The organism is Paludibacillus litoralis (assembly GCF_037646705.1).
Taxonomy (GTDB): Bacteria; Pseudomonadota; Alphaproteobacteria; order Rhodobacterales; family Rhodobacteraceae; genus Pikeienuella; species Pikeienuella litoralis.
On record NZ_JBBHER010000012.1, the window covers coordinates 1 to 15,507 of the forward strand.

Genomic DNA, 15,507 nt, shown 5'->3' on the forward strand with positions numbered 1-15,507 from the left:
TTGAACTCGCCAAACTGCTTCGTGATCGCAGCCGTCAACGTCGTCTTGCCATGGTCGACATGGCCGATCGTCCCGATGTTGCAATGCGGCTTCGTCCGCTCAAATTTCGTTTTCGCCATGATGACCCTCCATCAGTATGCGGCAGGCGGAGCCTGACCGTCTATTTCACGATCAGGCGTATTTCGCCTGGATTTCCTGGCTGATCGCCTGCGGAACAGGCTCGTAGTGGTCGAACTGCATCGTAAACTGCGCCCGGCCCTGAGACATCGAGCGGAGCGTGTCCACATATTTGAACATGTTCGCGAGCGGCACGAAGGCGTCGACGACGATCGCGTTGCCGCCGCGCGTCTCCTGCCCCTGCACCTGACCGCGCCGGGAGGTGAGATCGCCGATGACGTTGCCGGTGAACTCCTCCGGCGTCACGACCTCGACCTTCATGATCGGCTCCAGCAGCTTCGCTCCGGCCTTTCTCAGGCCCTCGCGCATCGCCGCCCGGCCCGCGATCTCGAAGGCGAGAACGCTCGAGTCCACGTCGTGGAACGCGCCGTCGAGAAGCTCGACCTTGAAGTCGATCACCGGGAAGCCCGCGAGCGGCCCGGAATCCATCACCGACTTGATGCCCTTTTCGACGCCCGGGATATACTCCTTCGGGATCGCGCCGCCGACGATCTTCGACTCGAACGAGTATCCCTCGCCCGCCTCGGTCGGCTTGATCACCATCTTGACGCGCGCGAACTGGCCGGAGCCGCCGGACTGCTTCTTGTGGGTGTAGTCGATCTCGGCCTCGTGGCTCACCGTCTCGCGATACGCGACCTGCGGCGCGCCGACATTGGCCTCGACCTTGAACTCCCGCTTCAGCCGGTCGACGAGAATGTCGAGGTGAAGCTCGCCCATCCCCTTCATGATCGTCTGGCCGGATTCGAGATCGGTCGACACCTGGAAGGACGGATCCTCCGCGGCGAGCCGCTGAAGCCCCTGGCTCATCTTCTCCTGATCGGCCTTGGTCTTCGGCTCGATCGCGATCTCGATCACCGGGTCCGGGAAGGTCATCGTCTCGAGCACGACCGGCTGGGCGATGTCGCAGAGCGTGTCGCCCGTCGTCGTGTCCTTCAACCCGGCGAGCGCGAGAATGTCGCCGGCGAAGGCCTCTTCGATCTCGGAGCGGCTGTTGGAGTGCATCAGCATCATCCGGCCGACCCGCTCGCGCTTGCCCTTGGTCGCGTTCAGGATCTGCGCGCCCTTGGTGATGACGCCCGAATAGACCCGCGTGAACGTCAGCGTGCCGACGAACGGATCGTTCATGATCTTGAAGGCGAGGCCGGAGAACGGCTCGCTGTCGTCGGCGTGCCGCGGGAGGTTCCGCGTCTCGGTCTCGTCGCCCGGCGCGAAGCCCATGTAGGGCTTCACATCGAGCGGGCTCGGGAGATAATCGACCACCGCGTTAAGCAGCGGCTGCATCCCCTTGTTCTTGAATGCGGATCCGGCGAGCACCGGCACGAAGGTCATGTCCAGCGTGCCCTTGCGGATCAGCCGGCGGAGAGTCGCGACGTCCGGCTCCTGGCCTTCGAGATAGGCCTCCATCACCTCGTCCTCGAGCTCGACCGCGCGCTCGAGCATCTCGGCGCGCATCTCGGCGCACTTGTCCTTGAGCTCGTCGCGGATCGGCAGGCGGTCCCAGGACGCGCCGAGATCCTCGCCGCGCCAGACCCATTCCTCCATGGTCACCAGATCGACCACGCCCTCAAGCTCGGTCTCGGAGCCGATCGGGCACTGGATCGGCAGCGGCTGCGCGCCGGTCCGGTCCTTGATCATCCGCACGCAGTTGAAGAAATCGGCGCCGACCTTGTCCATCTTGTTGACGAAGACGATGCGCGGCACATGGTACCGGTCCGCCTGCCGCCAGACGGTCTCCGTCTGCGGTTCGACGCCGGCGTTGGCGTCCAGCACGCAGACCGCGCCGTCGAGCACGGCGAGCGAGCGCTCCACCTCGATGGTGAAGTCGACGTGGCCGGGCGTGTCGATGATGTTGAACCGGTGCTTCGGCGTCTCCGCCTCGGTTCCGGTCGAAGTCCGCTCCCAGAAGGTGGTCGTCGCGGCGGACGTGATCGTGATGCCGCGCTCCTGCTCCTGCGCCATCCAGTCCATCGTCGCGGCGCCGTCATGCGTCTCGCCGAGCTTGTGGGACTTGCCGGTGTAGAAAAGAATACGCTCCGTGCACGTCGTCTTCCCGGCGTCGATATGCGCCATGATTCCGAAGTTGCGGTAGCGCTCGAGAGGATAATCGCGGGCCATGATCTCTGTCCTGCTTTCCTGTTACCAGCGGTAGTGGCTGAACGCCTTGTTGGCGTCGGCCATCTTGTGGGTGTCTTCGCGCTTCTTCACCGCCGAACCCCGGCCGTTCACAGCGTCCATGAGCTCGCCCGCGAGCCGCTCTTCCATCGTATGCTCGTTCCGCGACCGGCTCGACGAGATGAGCCAGCGGATCGCCAGCGCCTCACGGCGCTCGGGGCGCACTTCGACCGGCACCTGGTAGGTCGCGCCGCCGACGCGGCGCGAGCGCACCTCGACCGAAGGCTTGATGTTGTCCAGCGCCTCGTGGAACACCTCGATCGGCGCCTTCTTCATCTTGTCTTCCACGCGGGTGAGCGCGCCATAAACGATCCCTTCCGCGACGGACTTCTTGCCGTCGAACATCAGGTTGTTCATGAACTTGGTCAGAATCCGATCGCCGTATTTGGCGTCGGGCAGAATTTCACGCTTTTCCGCGGAATGACGACGAGACATCGCGCGCTCTCCTTATTTCGGCCGCTTGGCGCCGTATTTCGACCGGCGCTGCCTACGGGACGGCACGCCCTGGGTGTCGAGCACGCCGCGGAGGATATGATAACGAACGCCCGGAAGGTCCTTCACGCGGCCGCCGCGGATCAACACCACGGAATGCTCCTGAAGGTTATGCCCCTCGCCCGGAATATACGAGATCACCTCGTAGCCGTTGGTCAGGCGCACCTTCGCGACCTTCCGAAGCGCCGAGTTCGGCTTCTTCGGCGTCGTCGTGTAGACGCGCGTGCAAACGCCGCGCTTCTGAGGACATCCCTCGAGATGCATCGCCTTCTTGCGCACCGGGCTCGGGCGCCGGGGCTTCCGGATCAGTTGCTGGATCGTGGGCATCGGGCCACACCCCATAGTTGCTTCGTGTCTTGCGCTCCAACTGATGTTGAAACGTGCGAAACGCCAAAGACCGGCCTTGCGGCCGTCCCTGGCGGAAATCAGAGGATCGAGGCCGAAACCCGGATCTTGGACGCCAAACTGGGCATTTTGCTCCACCCCGGCGACTTGGCCCGGGCGGGATGTGCGGCTTCTATGGGCGGGGGGGAATCATGTCAATAGCGGATCGGCGGGCCGCCGCGTGAATCGAAGGCGCGGAAGGCGCGCCTCGCTTGGGAATGTACGGCCCGCGCGGCCGCCGGAGCGCCGATATCGGGGCCTTTGATATCCGACATCGCCGCCCCAGCCCAGCCCGGACGCCGCATCCCGCCCGCGCGCGCCGCGCGGCCCCCCTTGCCTCCCCCGCCTCACGCTGCCAGCTTCGCGCAAAATCAAACCTGGAGCCCGCCCCATGTCCGCCATTCTTCGCCCCCGCGACCTCGCCTTTCTGCTCTATGACGTGATCGGGGTGGAGCGGTTCGCCGATCATCCGGCCCACGCCGGGCAGAGCCGGGACGATTACGATCAGATCCTCGCCCTCGCCGAAGAGATCGCCACGCGGGAGTGGGAGCCGCTCGCCGCGCGGCTGGACGCGGAGGAGCCTGAGTTCGATAATGGGCGCGTGCGCATCCTTCCCGAGGCGAAGGCCGCGCTCGACGCCTATTGGGCCGCCGGGTTCCAGACCGCGGGCTTCGCCGCGGAGCGAGGCGGCATGGGGCTGCCCTTCACCATCGCCCAGGCCATCGCCGCCTGGTTCAACGCCGCCAATGTCTCGCTCAACGGCTATGTCATGCTCTCGGCCGGCGTCGGCGCGATGCTCGCCGCGCATGGCTCGGAGGCGCAGATCGCCGAATATCTGCCGCCGCTCCTCGAAGGGCGCTGGACCGGCACCATGTGCCTGTCCGAGCCGCAGGCGGGCTCCGGCCTCGCCGATATCCGCACCCGTGCGGCGCCCCAGCCGGACGGGACCTACCGGCTCCACGGCTCGAAGATGTGGATCTCCGGCGGCGAGCACGAGCTCTCCGAGAACATCGTCCACATGGTCCTCGCCAAGATTCCCGGCGGCCCGGCGGGGGTGAAGGGGATCTCGCTCTTCATCGTGCCGAAGATCCTCCCCGACGGGCGCCGGAACGACATCCGCCTGATCGGCCTCAACCACAAGATGGGCTTTCGCGGCACGACGAACTGCGCGTTGAATTTCGGCGATGAGGACGGCGCCGTCGGCTGGCTGATGGGCGACGCGCACAAGGGCCTCTCCTACATGTTCCACATGATGAACGAGGCCCGGATCGGGGTCGGCCTCGGCGCCGCCTGCCTCGGCTACACCGGCTATCTGCACGCGCTCGCCTACGCGAAGGAGCGCCGGCAGGGCCGCGCGCCCGAAAACCGGGACCCTTTGAGCCCGCCCGTCCCGATCATCGAGCACGCCGACGTGAAGCGCATGCTTCTCCAGATGAAATCCTATGTCGAAGGCGCGCTGGCGCTCACGCTCTACGGCGCGTCGCTGGTGGACGAGGCCCGGCTCGGCGACGAGGGCGCGGCCGAGCTTCTCGACCTGCTCACCCCGATCGTGAAGTCATGGCCCTCCGAATATGGCCTGCGCGCCAACGAGATCGCGATTCAGGTGTTCGGCGGCGCCGGCTACACCCGCGACTATCCCGTCGAGCGGCTCTATCGCGACAACCGGCTGAACCACATTCACGAGGGGACGCGCGGCGTGCAGGCGCTCGATCTTCTGGGCCGGAAAATCCCGCAGGCGGGGGGCGCGGGGCTTCGCCGGCTCGCCGCCGAGATCGAGAAAACCGCGGCCGAGGCCGCCCGGCGCCCCGCGCTCGAGGAGCTCGCCGCGGATCTTCGGCGCGCCGCCGCGCAGGCGATGGAGACCACCGCGAGCATGGCCGCCGCGGCGCCGGCCGCCGGGCCCGCGGCCCATCTCGCCAACGCCACCATCTATCTCGACATGCTCGGCCATATCGTCGTCGCGTGGCTCTGGGTGAGGCAGGCGCTGGCGGCGGAGGCCGCGCTCGGCGGCGAGACGAACCCCGAGGCGCGCGCCTTTCTCGAAGGCAAGCTGACCGCCGCCCGCTATTTCCATCGCTACGAGCTGCCCGCCATCGGCCCGGCCTGCGCCCTTCTTCAGGCCATGGACCGGACCTGCCTCGACGCGGAGGCGGCGGGGTTCTGAGCGCTCAGAACAGGAAGTCGTCGGCGTCGATATCCGCCATGTCGACGTTCACCAGCCCGATCCGCCCGCCCATCCCGTCGAAGATGATCGTGTTGGCGCCCATCTGGCTGATCGACAGGTCGCCGATCCCCGAGACCCCGGAATGCCCGGTGAAATCCATAACCTCCAGCGGCAGGGAGACGTTGAAGTCCGCGATCACGTCTCCCCCGAAATTGTCGGTGAAGACGAACCGGTCGGAGCCGCGCCCGCCGATCAGGAAATCGTTCCCCGCGCCGCCCTCCAACACGTCCGTGCCATTGCCGCCGACCAGCCGGTCCGCGCCCTGGCCGCCGACGAGATTGTCGCGCCCGAAACCGCCGATCAGAAGATCGTGTCCCTTGGCGCCGACCAGGTTGTCGTCGCCCTTGGCGCCGACCAGCGTGTCGTCCCCCTTGCCGCCCGCGAGATCGTCGTGCCCGCGCTGACCGAGAATCAGGTCGTCGTCGGCGCCGCCTTTCAGGGTGTCGGCGCCGGCGTTGCCGCGCAGGGTGTCTTCGCCCGACCCGGCGACGATCAGGTCGGCCCCGTCCTCGCCGCTCAGGTCGTCGTTGCCTGCGAAGCCGTAGATCTCGTCCGGCCCGTCGCCGCCCTCGATCCGGTCGCGGCCGTCGGTGCCGAGGAATATCTCGCCTACGGGAGGCTCATCCAGCTCTTCCGGCTCTTCCGCCATTGCGAACGGCGCCGCCGCGAGAGGCGCCGCGCCTCCGTCGGCCTCCGCCGCGGAGGACACGTCGAAAGCTGCGGCGAACATGGTCTCGCCGCCATTCCCGTCCTCGACGAGGACGTTCAGATCGGCCCGGCCCGCCGTCTCCGGCGTGAAGAGAAAGCGCCCGTCCCCGGAGAGGCTGAATCCCTCCGGCGCGGCGCCGGCGATGGAGAACGTCAGATCGTCGCCCTCCGGGTCGGTCGCGCTGAACGCCCCGCTCAGCTCCGCGCCCGCCGCGGCGGCGAAGAGCGCGTCTTCGGCCTCCGGCGCGTCGTTGCCCCCGTCGACGACCAGCGGCGCGAGCGCCGCGACCCGCTCGCCCGCGTCCACAACGTCGAACGTGATGTCGAGCTGCTCGGCCTCGCCGGCGCCGAGATCGTCGAACTGCGAAAAGTCCACCGAGATCCGGGCCCCGCTCGCGTCGCCCGGCGCCATCGAGAACAGAACCTCCCGGTTCGGATTGTCGGAGACGATCGCGATGTTCTCCACCATCGGCGCCGCGCCTTCGCCGGCGGCGAAAAATCGCGAGAGATCCAGGTCGGCGATTCCGTCAGCGTCGGTCTGGTTGAAGCCGGTGCGGTCCAGGGTCGTGAGTGGCACGTTGCGAACTCCGGTTGTTTTCTCGTGTCGCGGGCAAAGAACGCCGCCCGCCGCGCTGTGTCAAACGCTATACGCCATGTCCGCAAAACGCCATGTCCGCAAATCGGCGCTCCGTGGATCCGGTTGGCCGGGCGCGCCCGCCCCGCCGGCGCGAATCCGGGGGTGGCGGAGCGATGGAGGCCGGGCCGCCGTTCCCGCCCTCCCACTGGCGGTTGATCCGCTTGCGTCCTAGAAAGGGTCCGATGAGCGACAAACCGATCAATCTTCGCGCCGCGCGAAAGGAGAAGGCCCGCGCGTCGGCGCGCGCCGACGCGGACGCCAACGCCGCGCGCCACGGCCGCTCCAAATCCGTGAAAGCGGCCGAGGACGCCGAGACGCGCCGTGAGAATCTGCGCCTCGACGGTCACCGGGTCGAAAAGACCGGGATGACCGTCTCCGACGCGCTCCGCTCCCGAATCGCCTGCCGGGCGTTCCTGCCTGACGCGCCGGATGAATCCACGATCCGGCGGATCCTGACGCTGGCGGCGCAAGCGCCTTCGGGCGGCAATCTTCAGCCGTGGCGCGTCTATGTTCTCACCGGCGCCCCCCTCTCGGCGCTCAGGGCCGAGGTCGCCGAGGCCGCGAAAACCCATCGGATGGGGCATCCCCCCGAATATTCCATATACCCCACGCCGCTGATCGAGCCGTACAACGCCCGCCGCCGGAAATGCGGCGAAGACATGTATGCGACCATCGGCGTGGCGCGCGAGGACCGGGCCGGCCGGATCGCGCAGTTTTCGCGGAATTTCCGATTCTTCGACGCGCCCGTCGGGCTTTTCCTCTATCTCGACCGCACCATGGGCCCGCCGCAATGGGCCGACGTCGGCATGTTCCTCCAGAGTCTGATGCTCGCCGCGCGCGAGGAAGGGCTCCACACCTGCCCGCAGGAAGCCTGGGCGATGTGGCGCGACCTGGTCGGCGCGCATACGAACGCCCCCGAAAATCTCATGCTCTTTTGCGGCGTCGCCATCGGCTGGATGGACGAGACCGCGCCGATCAACGCGCTCCGGACCGACCGCGCGCCGCTGGAGGCATTCGCCGACCTCATCGGCTTCGAGGAGTAACCGCGCGTCTCGCGCTTGACGGCGCCGCCAGCGCCGCCGAACATGCCCGACCACCAAGAGGGAGACTGCAGATGATCCGCACCACCGCCTTCATTGTCGCCACGCTTCTCGGCGCCGGCCCGGCCTTCGCCCATCATCCGCTGGGCGGCGCGCCGATGGCGACGTTCGCCGACGGATTGTTCTCCGGGGTCGCCCATCCGGTGCTCGGCTTCGATCACCTTTTCTTCATCGCCGCGGTCGGGCTGGCGGCGCGGCTTTCCGGCCGGGCGCTGACGGGGCCGCTGGCCTTCGTCCTTCCCATGGCCGCAGGCGTCCTTCTGGTCGCGCAGGGCGCGGAGCCGCCCTTCATCGAGCCGCTGATCGCGGTCACGCTTCTCGTCCTCGGCCTGCTGCTGGCGCGCGGGCGCGATTTCTCCGCGGCCCTCGCGCTCTCGCTCTTCGCCGTCGCCGGGCTCATTCACGGCGCCGCCTTCGGCGCGGCGCTCGGCGGGGTCGAAGCCGCCGCCGCGCTTCCGGTCACCCTCGGCTACCTCGCCGGGCTCGGCGCGCTGCAATGGGCGCTGGCGGCCGGATTCGGGATGCTCGCGGCCTGGTCGGCGGGCCGCGCGCGCCTCGCCGGCGCAGCGGTCGCGGGCGTCGGCGCGTTTCTCCTGCTGGAGCATGCGGAAGGCGCGGCGATGGCCGCCTTCGGCCTCGGCTGAGCGGCCGCGGCGCGATTCGCCGCTCTCCCGGCCGGGGCGCCTCCGCTCTCCGGTCGCCGCGCTCCCGGCGCGGAGCGCGGCCGCCTCTCGCCCGAGAGGGCCGTTTTCGCCGCGCGCCGACTTCCATTCGTCCGCAGTTTTCGCCAGAACCGGCGCAAGGCAGGATGATAGCGGCGCCTCGCGCCGGACGGAGGACTCGATATGGCCAGCTACACCTACAAGACCGTCGCCGCGCCCCGCCGGGTGCGCAAGGCGCGCGGCGTGAAGGGCCCGGATGCGGCGCTCGCCCGCGCCATGGATGAGATCATCGCAGCCGAGGCCGCGGCGGGGTGGGAGTATCTTCGGACCGACGCCCTGCCCGTCGAGGAAGGCGGCGGATTCTTCTCCCGCGCGACCACCACATGGCGCGCGGTGCTGGTGTTCCGCCGCGAAGCCGCCCCCCGGCGCGCTCCGGCCCCGGATCCGGCGCCGGAGTTCGAGCCCCGCGATCCCGACGCCCCGCGCGAGCCCTTCATGCGGGTCGCCACCACCACGCCGGCGTCGCCGAACTATCAGGCGCCGCCTGTCGGCGGCGCGAAGCGGGAATGAACCCGGCGGCGCGCCTCAGTCGTCGTCGCCGATCTCCCACACCACGCGCACCGACGCGGTGACGACGGTCTCCCCCGTCTCGACCGGCGCGCCCTCGCTCCTGTCGGCCATCGCCCGCATCGCGAACCGGGGCTGCGGCCCCGCCCCCTCTTCCTCGATGGTGCGGATCTCGCCGAGCCGGACCCCCGCCGCCTCGGCGTAGAGCGTCGCCTTCCGGACCGCGTCCGCCACCGCGCCGCGGCGGGCCGCGTCCGTCAGCGCCCGATCGTCGGCGAGGCCGAACTCGATCCCGTTCAGGCGATTCGCGCCGGCGCCGACCAGAGCGCCGAGCGTGGTCCCGACATCGCCGATGGCGCGGAGGCGGACGGTCACCTCATTGGCGGCCTGGAATCCGCTCAACCGCGGCGCGTCGCCGGTTCGCGGCCTTTGATCGTCATAAACCGGATGGAGGCTGAGCCCCGATGTCTGGATGTCGGCGTCCGCGACGCCGCGCGCCTTCGCCTCCGCGATCAGCGCCGCCGCCTCCCGGGAGTTGGCTTCGAGCGCCGCCTCCGCGTCCGGCGCGCGCGTCTCCACGCCGATTCGCACCACGGCGAGATCGGGCGCGGCGCTCGCCCGCCCTTCGCCGCGCACCGTGAGCGTCGCGTCGGCCAGCGTCGGCGGCGCGGCGAGAGCGATGAACAGAAGGGCGACGGCTATCCCTGGCGTCCGCATGATGATCGATCCTTTTCCGGTTCGTGGTTTTCGAAATCGCCTTATGCGATCTATTGTGTCAGATAGCTCCTGAGGACGATGTCGACAAAGGAAGTTGCCATGGATTTTCTGAGCGCCAACGTTTTCGTAATCGCGCTGGTCGTTTTCGCGCTGATCGCGATCAGCCGGAGCGTGCGCTCCGTGCCGCAGGGCGAGGAATGGACGGTGGAGCGCTTCGGCCGCTTCACCACCTCGATGAAACCCGGGCTTCACTTCATCATCCCTCTCGTCGATCAGGTGGGCCGCAAGGTGAACATGATGGAGACCGTGCTCGACGTGGACGGCCAGGAGGTCATCACCCGCGACAACGTCATGGTCCGCGCCGACGCCATCGCCTTCTATCAGGTGGTCGACGCCGCGAAAGCCTCCTACGAGGTCCGCGACCTCGAAAGCGCGCTCTCCAATCTCAGCCAGACCAATATCCGCACCGTGCTCGGCGCCATGGAGCTCGACGAGGTGCTCTCCAACCGCGACATGATCAACAGCAAGCTGCTCGACGTGATCGACCAGGCCTCCACGCCTTGGGGCGTCAAGGTGCTGCGGGTCGAGATCAAGGACCTTGCGCCTCCTGTCGACATCACCGAGGCGATGGCGAAGCAGATGAAGGCCGAGCGCGAGAAGCGGGCGGAGATTCTGGAGGCCGAAGGCCTGAAACAGGCCGCGATCCTGAAGGCCGAGGGCGTGCGCGAAAGCCAGGTCCGCGAAGCCGAGGGCCGGCGCGAAGCCGCTTTCCTCGACGCCGAAGCGCGCGAGCGCTCCGCGGAAGCCGAAGCGAAGGCGACCGAGATGGTCTCGAAAGCCATCGCGGAGGGCGACGTGCAGGCGATCAACTACTTCGTCGCGCAGAAATACACCGAAGCCCTTCGCGACATCGCGAGCGCGCCGAACGCCAAGACGGTGATGATCCCGCTGGAGGCGACCGGGCTGATCGGCTCGATCGCCGGCATCGCGGATCTCGCTCAATCCGTCAAGAAACCGGGCTGACGCATGGCGGAGCCGGATATCTTCGCGCTTCTGGACGGCGCGTCGCCGTGGTGGTGGGTCGCGCTCAGCGTCGCGATCGGCGTCGCGGAGATGCTGACCTTTTCCTATTTCCTGATCTGGCCGGCGCTCGCCGCGCTGGCTGTCGGCGGCGCGCTCTGGCTGGCGCCGGAGCTGGGCGGCGGGGTTCAGCTCGCCATTTTCGCGGTCCTGGCGGTGCTTTTCACCGTCGCGGGGCGAGTCATGCTGTCGCGGCGCCGGCCGGCGGGCGGGGGCGCCCGGCTGAACCGGCGCGCGGCGCAGATGATCGGGCGCACCGCGAAGGCGCTGAGCGCGTTCGAACACGGCGAGGGCGTCCTCTTGATAGACGGCGTCCGCTGGGCCGCGCGGCTGAGCGAAGGCGAGGCGAAGGCCGGCGACGCGTTGAGGGTCGTCGGCGCCGACGGCATGACGCTGATCTGCACGCCGGCGTGAAGCGCGGGCCGCCGGACGCCATCCCGGTCGGGCGAGGTCCGGCCGCTTTCCGGCGGCGCCATTTCATCCTCGCTGGATCGGGATTTCAAAGCTAGACTGACGCGACAGAACCTGCGCCAAGGAGCCGTCCGAATGATCCGACTGACACGCCGCACGCTGCTCGCAGCCGCCGCCGTCGCCGCGCTCGCCCCCGCCGCAACGGCGGAGACGGCGGCCGAAATCGAGGCCAATGTCGATACCGCGCTCGAAACCCTCTACGCCACCGTGCAAGGCTCGAAGGAGTTGGCGGCGCGCGCCCGGGGCGTCCTGATCATGCCTGACGTCATCAAGGGCGGATTGATCGTCGGCGGCTCTTATGGGGAGGGCGCGCTCCGCGTCGCCGGGGAGACGGTCGGGTATTACAGCGTCGCCTCGGCTTCGATCGGGTACCAGATCGGCGTGCAGAAAACCTCCCACGCGATCTTCTTCATGACCGAAAAGGCGCTTACCGGCTTTCAGAACGCCAGCGGCTGGGAGCTTGGCGCCGACGCGGAGTTCACCGTCCCCGGCGACGGCATTTCGCTCAATCTCGATTCGACGACGGCGAAGAAGCCTGTCATCGCCATCATATTCGCGCAGGACGGCCTCCTGGCGGGCGCCAGCCTCAAAGGCGCCAAATACACGAAGATCAAGCGCTGACGCGGCGATCGGGGCATGGGGCGCCGCGGCGGCGCCCCACGGGCCGCGGCGCCTAGAACCGCGTCAGCCTGCGCATCAGGCTGGACGTGTCCCAGCGTCCGCCGCCCATGTCCTGCACATCGCCATAGAACTGATCGACGAGCGCGGTGACCGGAAGCCGCGCGCCGTTCGATTTCGCCTCGTCGAGACAGATCCCGAGATCCTTGCGCATCCAGTCGACCGCGAAGCCGAAATCGAACTTGTCCTCGCTCATGGTGACGCCGCGGCTCTCCATCTGCCACGATCCCGCCGCGCCCTTGGAGATGACATCGACCACGTCCGGCACGGAGAGCCCGGCCTTGATGGCGAAATTCACCGCTTCGGCCAGCCCCTGAAGAAGCCCGGCGATGGCGATCTGGTTCACCATCTTCGTCAACTGTCCCGCGCCCGACGGCCCGAGCAGCCTGCGCGAGCGCGCATAGGCGTCCATCAGCGGCGCGACGCGGTCGAAATCCTCCTCCGCGCCGCCGCACATGATGGTGAGGACGCCATTCTCCGCCCCCGCCTGCCCGCCGGAGACCGGCGCGTCGATGAAACTGAACCCTCTCGCGCGCGCGGCTTCGTCAAGCTCCCGCGCGACGGTGGCCGAGGCTGTCGTGTGATCGACGAACACCGCGTTCTTCGCCATCGCGCCGAACGCGCCGTCCGGCCCGGTGGTGATTGCGCGCACATCGTCGTCATTCCCGACGCAAGCGAAAACGAACTCCGCGCCTTCGGCCGCCGCCGCCGGCGTCCTGGCGGCCGCGCCGCCATGGGCTTTCACCCAATTGTCCGCTTTTTCGCTGTTCCGGTTGTAGACCACCACATCATGCCCGGCCTTCGCCAGATGCCCCGCCATCGGGAAGCCCATCACTCCGAGGCCGATAAATGCGGTTTTGGCCATGTTTTCACTCTCCTGTTTCGCAGCTAAAGTGGCCGCACAGTCGCCGCCCGGCCTCCGCCGGTCAAGGGCGGTGGGATTCGGAGCGTGACGAAATGCGGACCCTGTTCAGAGTGTTGCTCTGGCTCGCTGGCGGGCTCGTCGCAGTCGCGTTGGTCGCGGCGGCGTTCGGCTACTACCTGATCTCCCGGTCGCAGCCGGTCTATGACGGCGCGCGAACCCTGGCCGGGATCGAGCGCGACGTGGAGATCGTCCGCGACGCGAACGCGGTTCCGCATATCTACGCCAAGACCGACGCGGACGCCTATTTCGCCATGGGGCTGATTCACGCGCAGGAGCGGCTCTGGCAGATGGAGCTGTCGCGGCGGGGCGCGCAGGGCCGGCTGGCGGAGCTTTTCGGCCCCGCCGCGCTCCCGCTCGACCGGCGGCTTCGCGCCCTCGATCTGCATAATCTCGCGCGCGCGTCGCTTCGCTTTCAGACGCCGGAGACGATCGCCGCGCTCGAGGCCTACGCCGCCGGCGTCAACGCCTGGATCGGCGTCGTCAACGAGGAGGCGCTGGGGCGGGGCGCGCCGGAGTTCTTTCTCTTCAACGAGTCGCTCGCGCCCTGGACCCCGGCGGACAGCCTTGCGATTCTGAAGGTGATGGCGCTGCGCCTGACCAACGCCGCCGAAATGGAGACCAAGCGCGCGAAGTTGCTCCGCCGACTCACGCCCGAACAGCTCGAAGATCTTTTCCCCCTCTATCCCGACCCCGGAATGCTGGCGCTCCCGGCCTTCGCCTCCGCGTTTCCCGGTCTGGACATGCCGACGACGAGCAGGCGCGCCGAGGTCGACGATACGGTCAGATCCCTGGAGCAGATCTTCTTTCCGCGCGCGCGCTTCGCCGGCGCCTCCAATGTCTGGGCGGTGGACGGGCGCCGGACCGCGTCAGGCGCGCCGCTCCTCGCCAACGATCCGCATCTCTGGCTCTCGGCGCCCAGCGTCTGGATGTTGATGCATGTCGAATTTCCGGGGCGGGGCGTGATCGGCGGCACGCTCGCCGGCGTGCCCGCCGTGTTCGTCGGGCGGAACCGTTCCCTCGCCTGGGGGCTGACGACGGCGGGCATCGACGACCAGGATGTGTATATCGAGAAGCTGAACCCGGACAATCCCGATGAATATCTCACCCCGAACGGGTGGGCGCGGTTCAACACCCGCGTCGAGACGATCAGGGTGAAGGGCGGCGAGCCGGTGGAGGCGACCCTCCGCTGGACCCGGCACGGCCCGGTGCCGCCCCCGGATCTTTACGATCTCGGCGCGGTCACGCCGCCGGGCCATGTCGCCGCGCTCGCCTGGACGGCGCTCAGCGCCGAGGACCGCTCTCTCGAAGCGGCGTTGGCGATGATGCGCGCGGACCGGATCGAGGACGCCACGGCCGCCGGCGAGAAGGTGCTCGCGCCCGGGCAGAACATCGCCGTCGCCGACAAGGACGGCGTCGGCATCTTCGTCGCCGGCCGGGCGCCGAAGCGCCGGGCCGACAGCCGGAGCCAGGGCCGCCTGCCGTCGCTCGGCTGGATCGAGGAGAACGACTGGCTCGGCCTCTCCGAGCCCGGCTCGGGGCCGCGCTCGATCCGGCCGCGCTCCGGCGTCGTCGCCAACGCCAACAATCGCTCCACCAACGCCGTCTTCCCCGACCATCTCTCGTTCGACTGGGAGGCCCCCTACCGGATCCGCCGGATCGAGCAGAAGCTCAACGCGCGCGAGTTTCACACCGCCGAAAGCTTCATCGAATTGCAGAACGACACCGTCTCCGAGATGGCGCGGGCGGTGCTGCCGCTGGTCGCGTCGGATCTCTGGTGGACGCGGGACGAAGGCGCGGGCGACGCGCGCGGCGACCGGCGCGAGGCGGCGCTGAAAATGCTCGGCGCCTGGAACGGCGAAATGAGCGAGCACGCCGCCGAGCCCCTGATCTTCGTCGCCTGGATGCGCGCGCTGACCCGGCGGATCGCCGGCGACGAGCTTGGCGAGAGCCTGCCGGAGATCGAGGGGGCGCGCCCGCTCTTCATCGAGCGGGTGTTCTATGACGTCGACGGCGCCGGGCGCTGGTGCGACGTCGACAAGACCGCGCGGGTCGAGACCTGCGCCGAGATCTCCAAGCTCGCGCTCGACGACGCGCTGGATGAACTGGCCGCCGCGTATGGAAGCGACATCAGCGCGTGGCGCTGGGGCGAAGCGCACCGCGCCCGCCACCTGGCCACGCCGCTCGGCCTTCGCTGGCCGTTCGGCCTTTTCGTGAATATCGAGCACGAAACCTCGGGCGGCGACTATACGCTGCAACGCGCCCAAACCCGCGGCCGCGGGCCGGAGCCGTATCAGAACGTGCACGCGGCCGGGTTTCGGGCGGTCTATGATTTCGCCGATCTGGACCGGTCGGTCTACATCATCTCGACAGGGGAATCCGGCCATCTTCTCTCGCGCCATTACGACGATCTGGCAGAGTTGTGGCGCGTCGGGGAATACATCCCGATGTCGATGGCTGAAGACGACATCCGCGCCGGCGCGCTCGGCGTGATGCGGCTGAGCCCGGCCGAGTAG

General features: G+C 68.4%; 15 protein-coding genes. 8 read left to right on the plus strand and 7 right to left on the minus strand.

The annotated features are described in order from the left end of the window. The 4 genes from WG921_RS17150 to rpsL form a co-directional block, all read right to left on the minus strand. The coding region (locus tag WG921_RS17150) for a GTP-binding protein (protein WP_340110536.1) at positions 1 to 119 on the minus strand (119 nt) is incomplete at its 3' end. Between the two features lie 52 nt (positions 120 to 171). Further along, positions 172 to 2,292 (minus strand): elongation factor G, encoded by a 2,121-nt coding sequence (gene fusA, locus WG921_RS17155; RefSeq protein ID WP_340110484.1) that lies wholly within the window; start codon positions 2,290 to 2,292, stop codon positions 172 to 174. A gap of 21 nt (positions 2,293 to 2,313) precedes the next feature. Then, on the minus strand, positions 2,314 to 2,784 hold the full coding sequence (rpsG, locus tag WG921_RS17160; RefSeq protein WP_340110485.1) for a 30S ribosomal protein S7: 471 nt from the start codon (positions 2,782 to 2,784) through the stop codon (positions 2,314 to 2,316). 12 nt (positions 2,785 to 2,796) lie between these two features. Continuing rightward, a complete protein-coding gene (rpsL, locus tag WG921_RS17165; RefSeq protein ID WP_340110486.1) occupies positions 2,797 to 3,168 on the minus strand; it encodes a 30S ribosomal protein S12 in 372 nt (123 codons plus the stop codon). 448 nt (positions 3,169 to 3,616) lie between these two features. Here rpsL and WG921_RS17170 point away from each other — a divergent pair, with 448 nt between their 5' ends. Then, positions 3,617 to 5,389 (plus strand): acyl-CoA dehydrogenase, encoded by a 1,773-nt coding sequence (locus tag WG921_RS17170; protein ID WP_340110487.1) that lies wholly within the window; start codon positions 3,617 to 3,619, stop codon positions 5,387 to 5,389. A 4-nt stretch (positions 5,390 to 5,393) separates the two neighbouring features. On the opposite strand, the gene WG921_RS17175 is transcribed toward WG921_RS17170, so the two are convergent. Continuing rightward, complete coding sequence (locus tag WG921_RS17175) at positions 5,394 to 6,734, minus strand: calcium-binding protein (protein WP_340110488.1); 1,341 nt, start codon at positions 6,732 to 6,734, stop codon at positions 5,394 to 5,396. A 242-nt stretch (positions 6,735 to 6,976) separates the two neighbouring features. Here WG921_RS17175 and WG921_RS17180 point away from each other — a divergent pair, with 242 nt between their 5' ends. The 3 genes from WG921_RS17180 to WG921_RS17190 all read left to right on the plus strand — a co-directional run bounded on the left by WG921_RS17180 (position 6,977) and on the right by WG921_RS17190 (position 9,126). Further along, the gene (locus WG921_RS17180) at positions 6,977 to 7,837 is read left to right on the plus strand and encodes a DUF4169 family protein (protein WP_340110489.1); all 861 of its coding nucleotides are present in this window, start codon (positions 6,977 to 6,979) and stop codon (positions 7,835 to 7,837) included. A gap of 71 nt (positions 7,838 to 7,908) precedes the next feature. Then, on the plus strand, positions 7,909 to 8,538 hold the full coding sequence (locus WG921_RS17185) for a HupE/UreJ family protein (RefSeq protein ID WP_340110490.1): 630 nt from the start codon (positions 7,909 to 7,911) through the stop codon (positions 8,536 to 8,538). Positions 8,539 to 8,739: 201 nt separating this feature from the next. After that, positions 8,740 to 9,126 (plus strand): hypothetical protein, encoded by a 387-nt coding sequence (locus tag WG921_RS17190; protein ID WP_340110491.1) that lies wholly within the window; start codon positions 8,740 to 8,742, stop codon positions 9,124 to 9,126. A 15-nt stretch (positions 9,127 to 9,141) separates the two neighbouring features. Here the strand turns inward: WG921_RS17190 and WG921_RS17195 are convergent, their stop codons facing one another. Beyond that, positions 9,142 to 9,840, minus strand: a complete 699-nt coding sequence (locus tag WG921_RS17195; protein ID WP_340110492.1) for an SIMPL domain-containing protein — start codon at positions 9,838 to 9,840, stop codon at positions 9,142 to 9,144. A gap of 99 nt (positions 9,841 to 9,939) precedes the next feature. Between WG921_RS17195 and WG921_RS17200 the strand changes: the two genes are divergently transcribed. From WG921_RS17200 to WG921_RS17210, 3 genes are all read left to right on the plus strand, one after another. Next, a complete protein-coding gene (locus tag WG921_RS17200) occupies positions 9,940 to 10,863 on the plus strand; it encodes an SPFH domain-containing protein (RefSeq protein ID WP_340110493.1) in 924 nt (307 codons plus the stop codon). A gap of 3 nt (positions 10,864 to 10,866) precedes the next feature. Beyond that, the gene (locus WG921_RS17205) at positions 10,867 to 11,334 is read left to right on the plus strand and encodes an NfeD family protein (RefSeq protein WP_340110494.1); all 468 of its coding nucleotides are present in this window, start codon (positions 10,867 to 10,869) and stop codon (positions 11,332 to 11,334) included. 132 nt (positions 11,335 to 11,466) lie between these two features. Then, on the plus strand, positions 11,467 to 12,012 hold the full coding sequence (locus tag WG921_RS17210; RefSeq protein WP_340110495.1) for a lipid-binding SYLF domain-containing protein: 546 nt from the start codon (positions 11,467 to 11,469) through the stop codon (positions 12,010 to 12,012). 52 nt (positions 12,013 to 12,064) lie between these two features. Here WG921_RS17210 and WG921_RS17215 read toward each other — a convergent pair whose 3' ends face one another. Beyond that, a complete protein-coding gene (locus WG921_RS17215; RefSeq protein WP_340110496.1) occupies positions 12,065 to 12,934 on the minus strand; it encodes an NAD(P)-dependent oxidoreductase in 870 nt (289 codons plus the stop codon). Between the two features lie 92 nt (positions 12,935 to 13,026). On the opposite strand from WG921_RS17215, the gene WG921_RS17220 reads away from it, so the two are divergent. Then, positions 13,027 to 15,507, plus strand: coding sequence for a penicillin acylase family protein (locus tag WG921_RS17220; protein ID WP_340110497.1), 2,481 nt, complete (start codon positions 13,027 to 13,029; stop codon positions 15,505 to 15,507).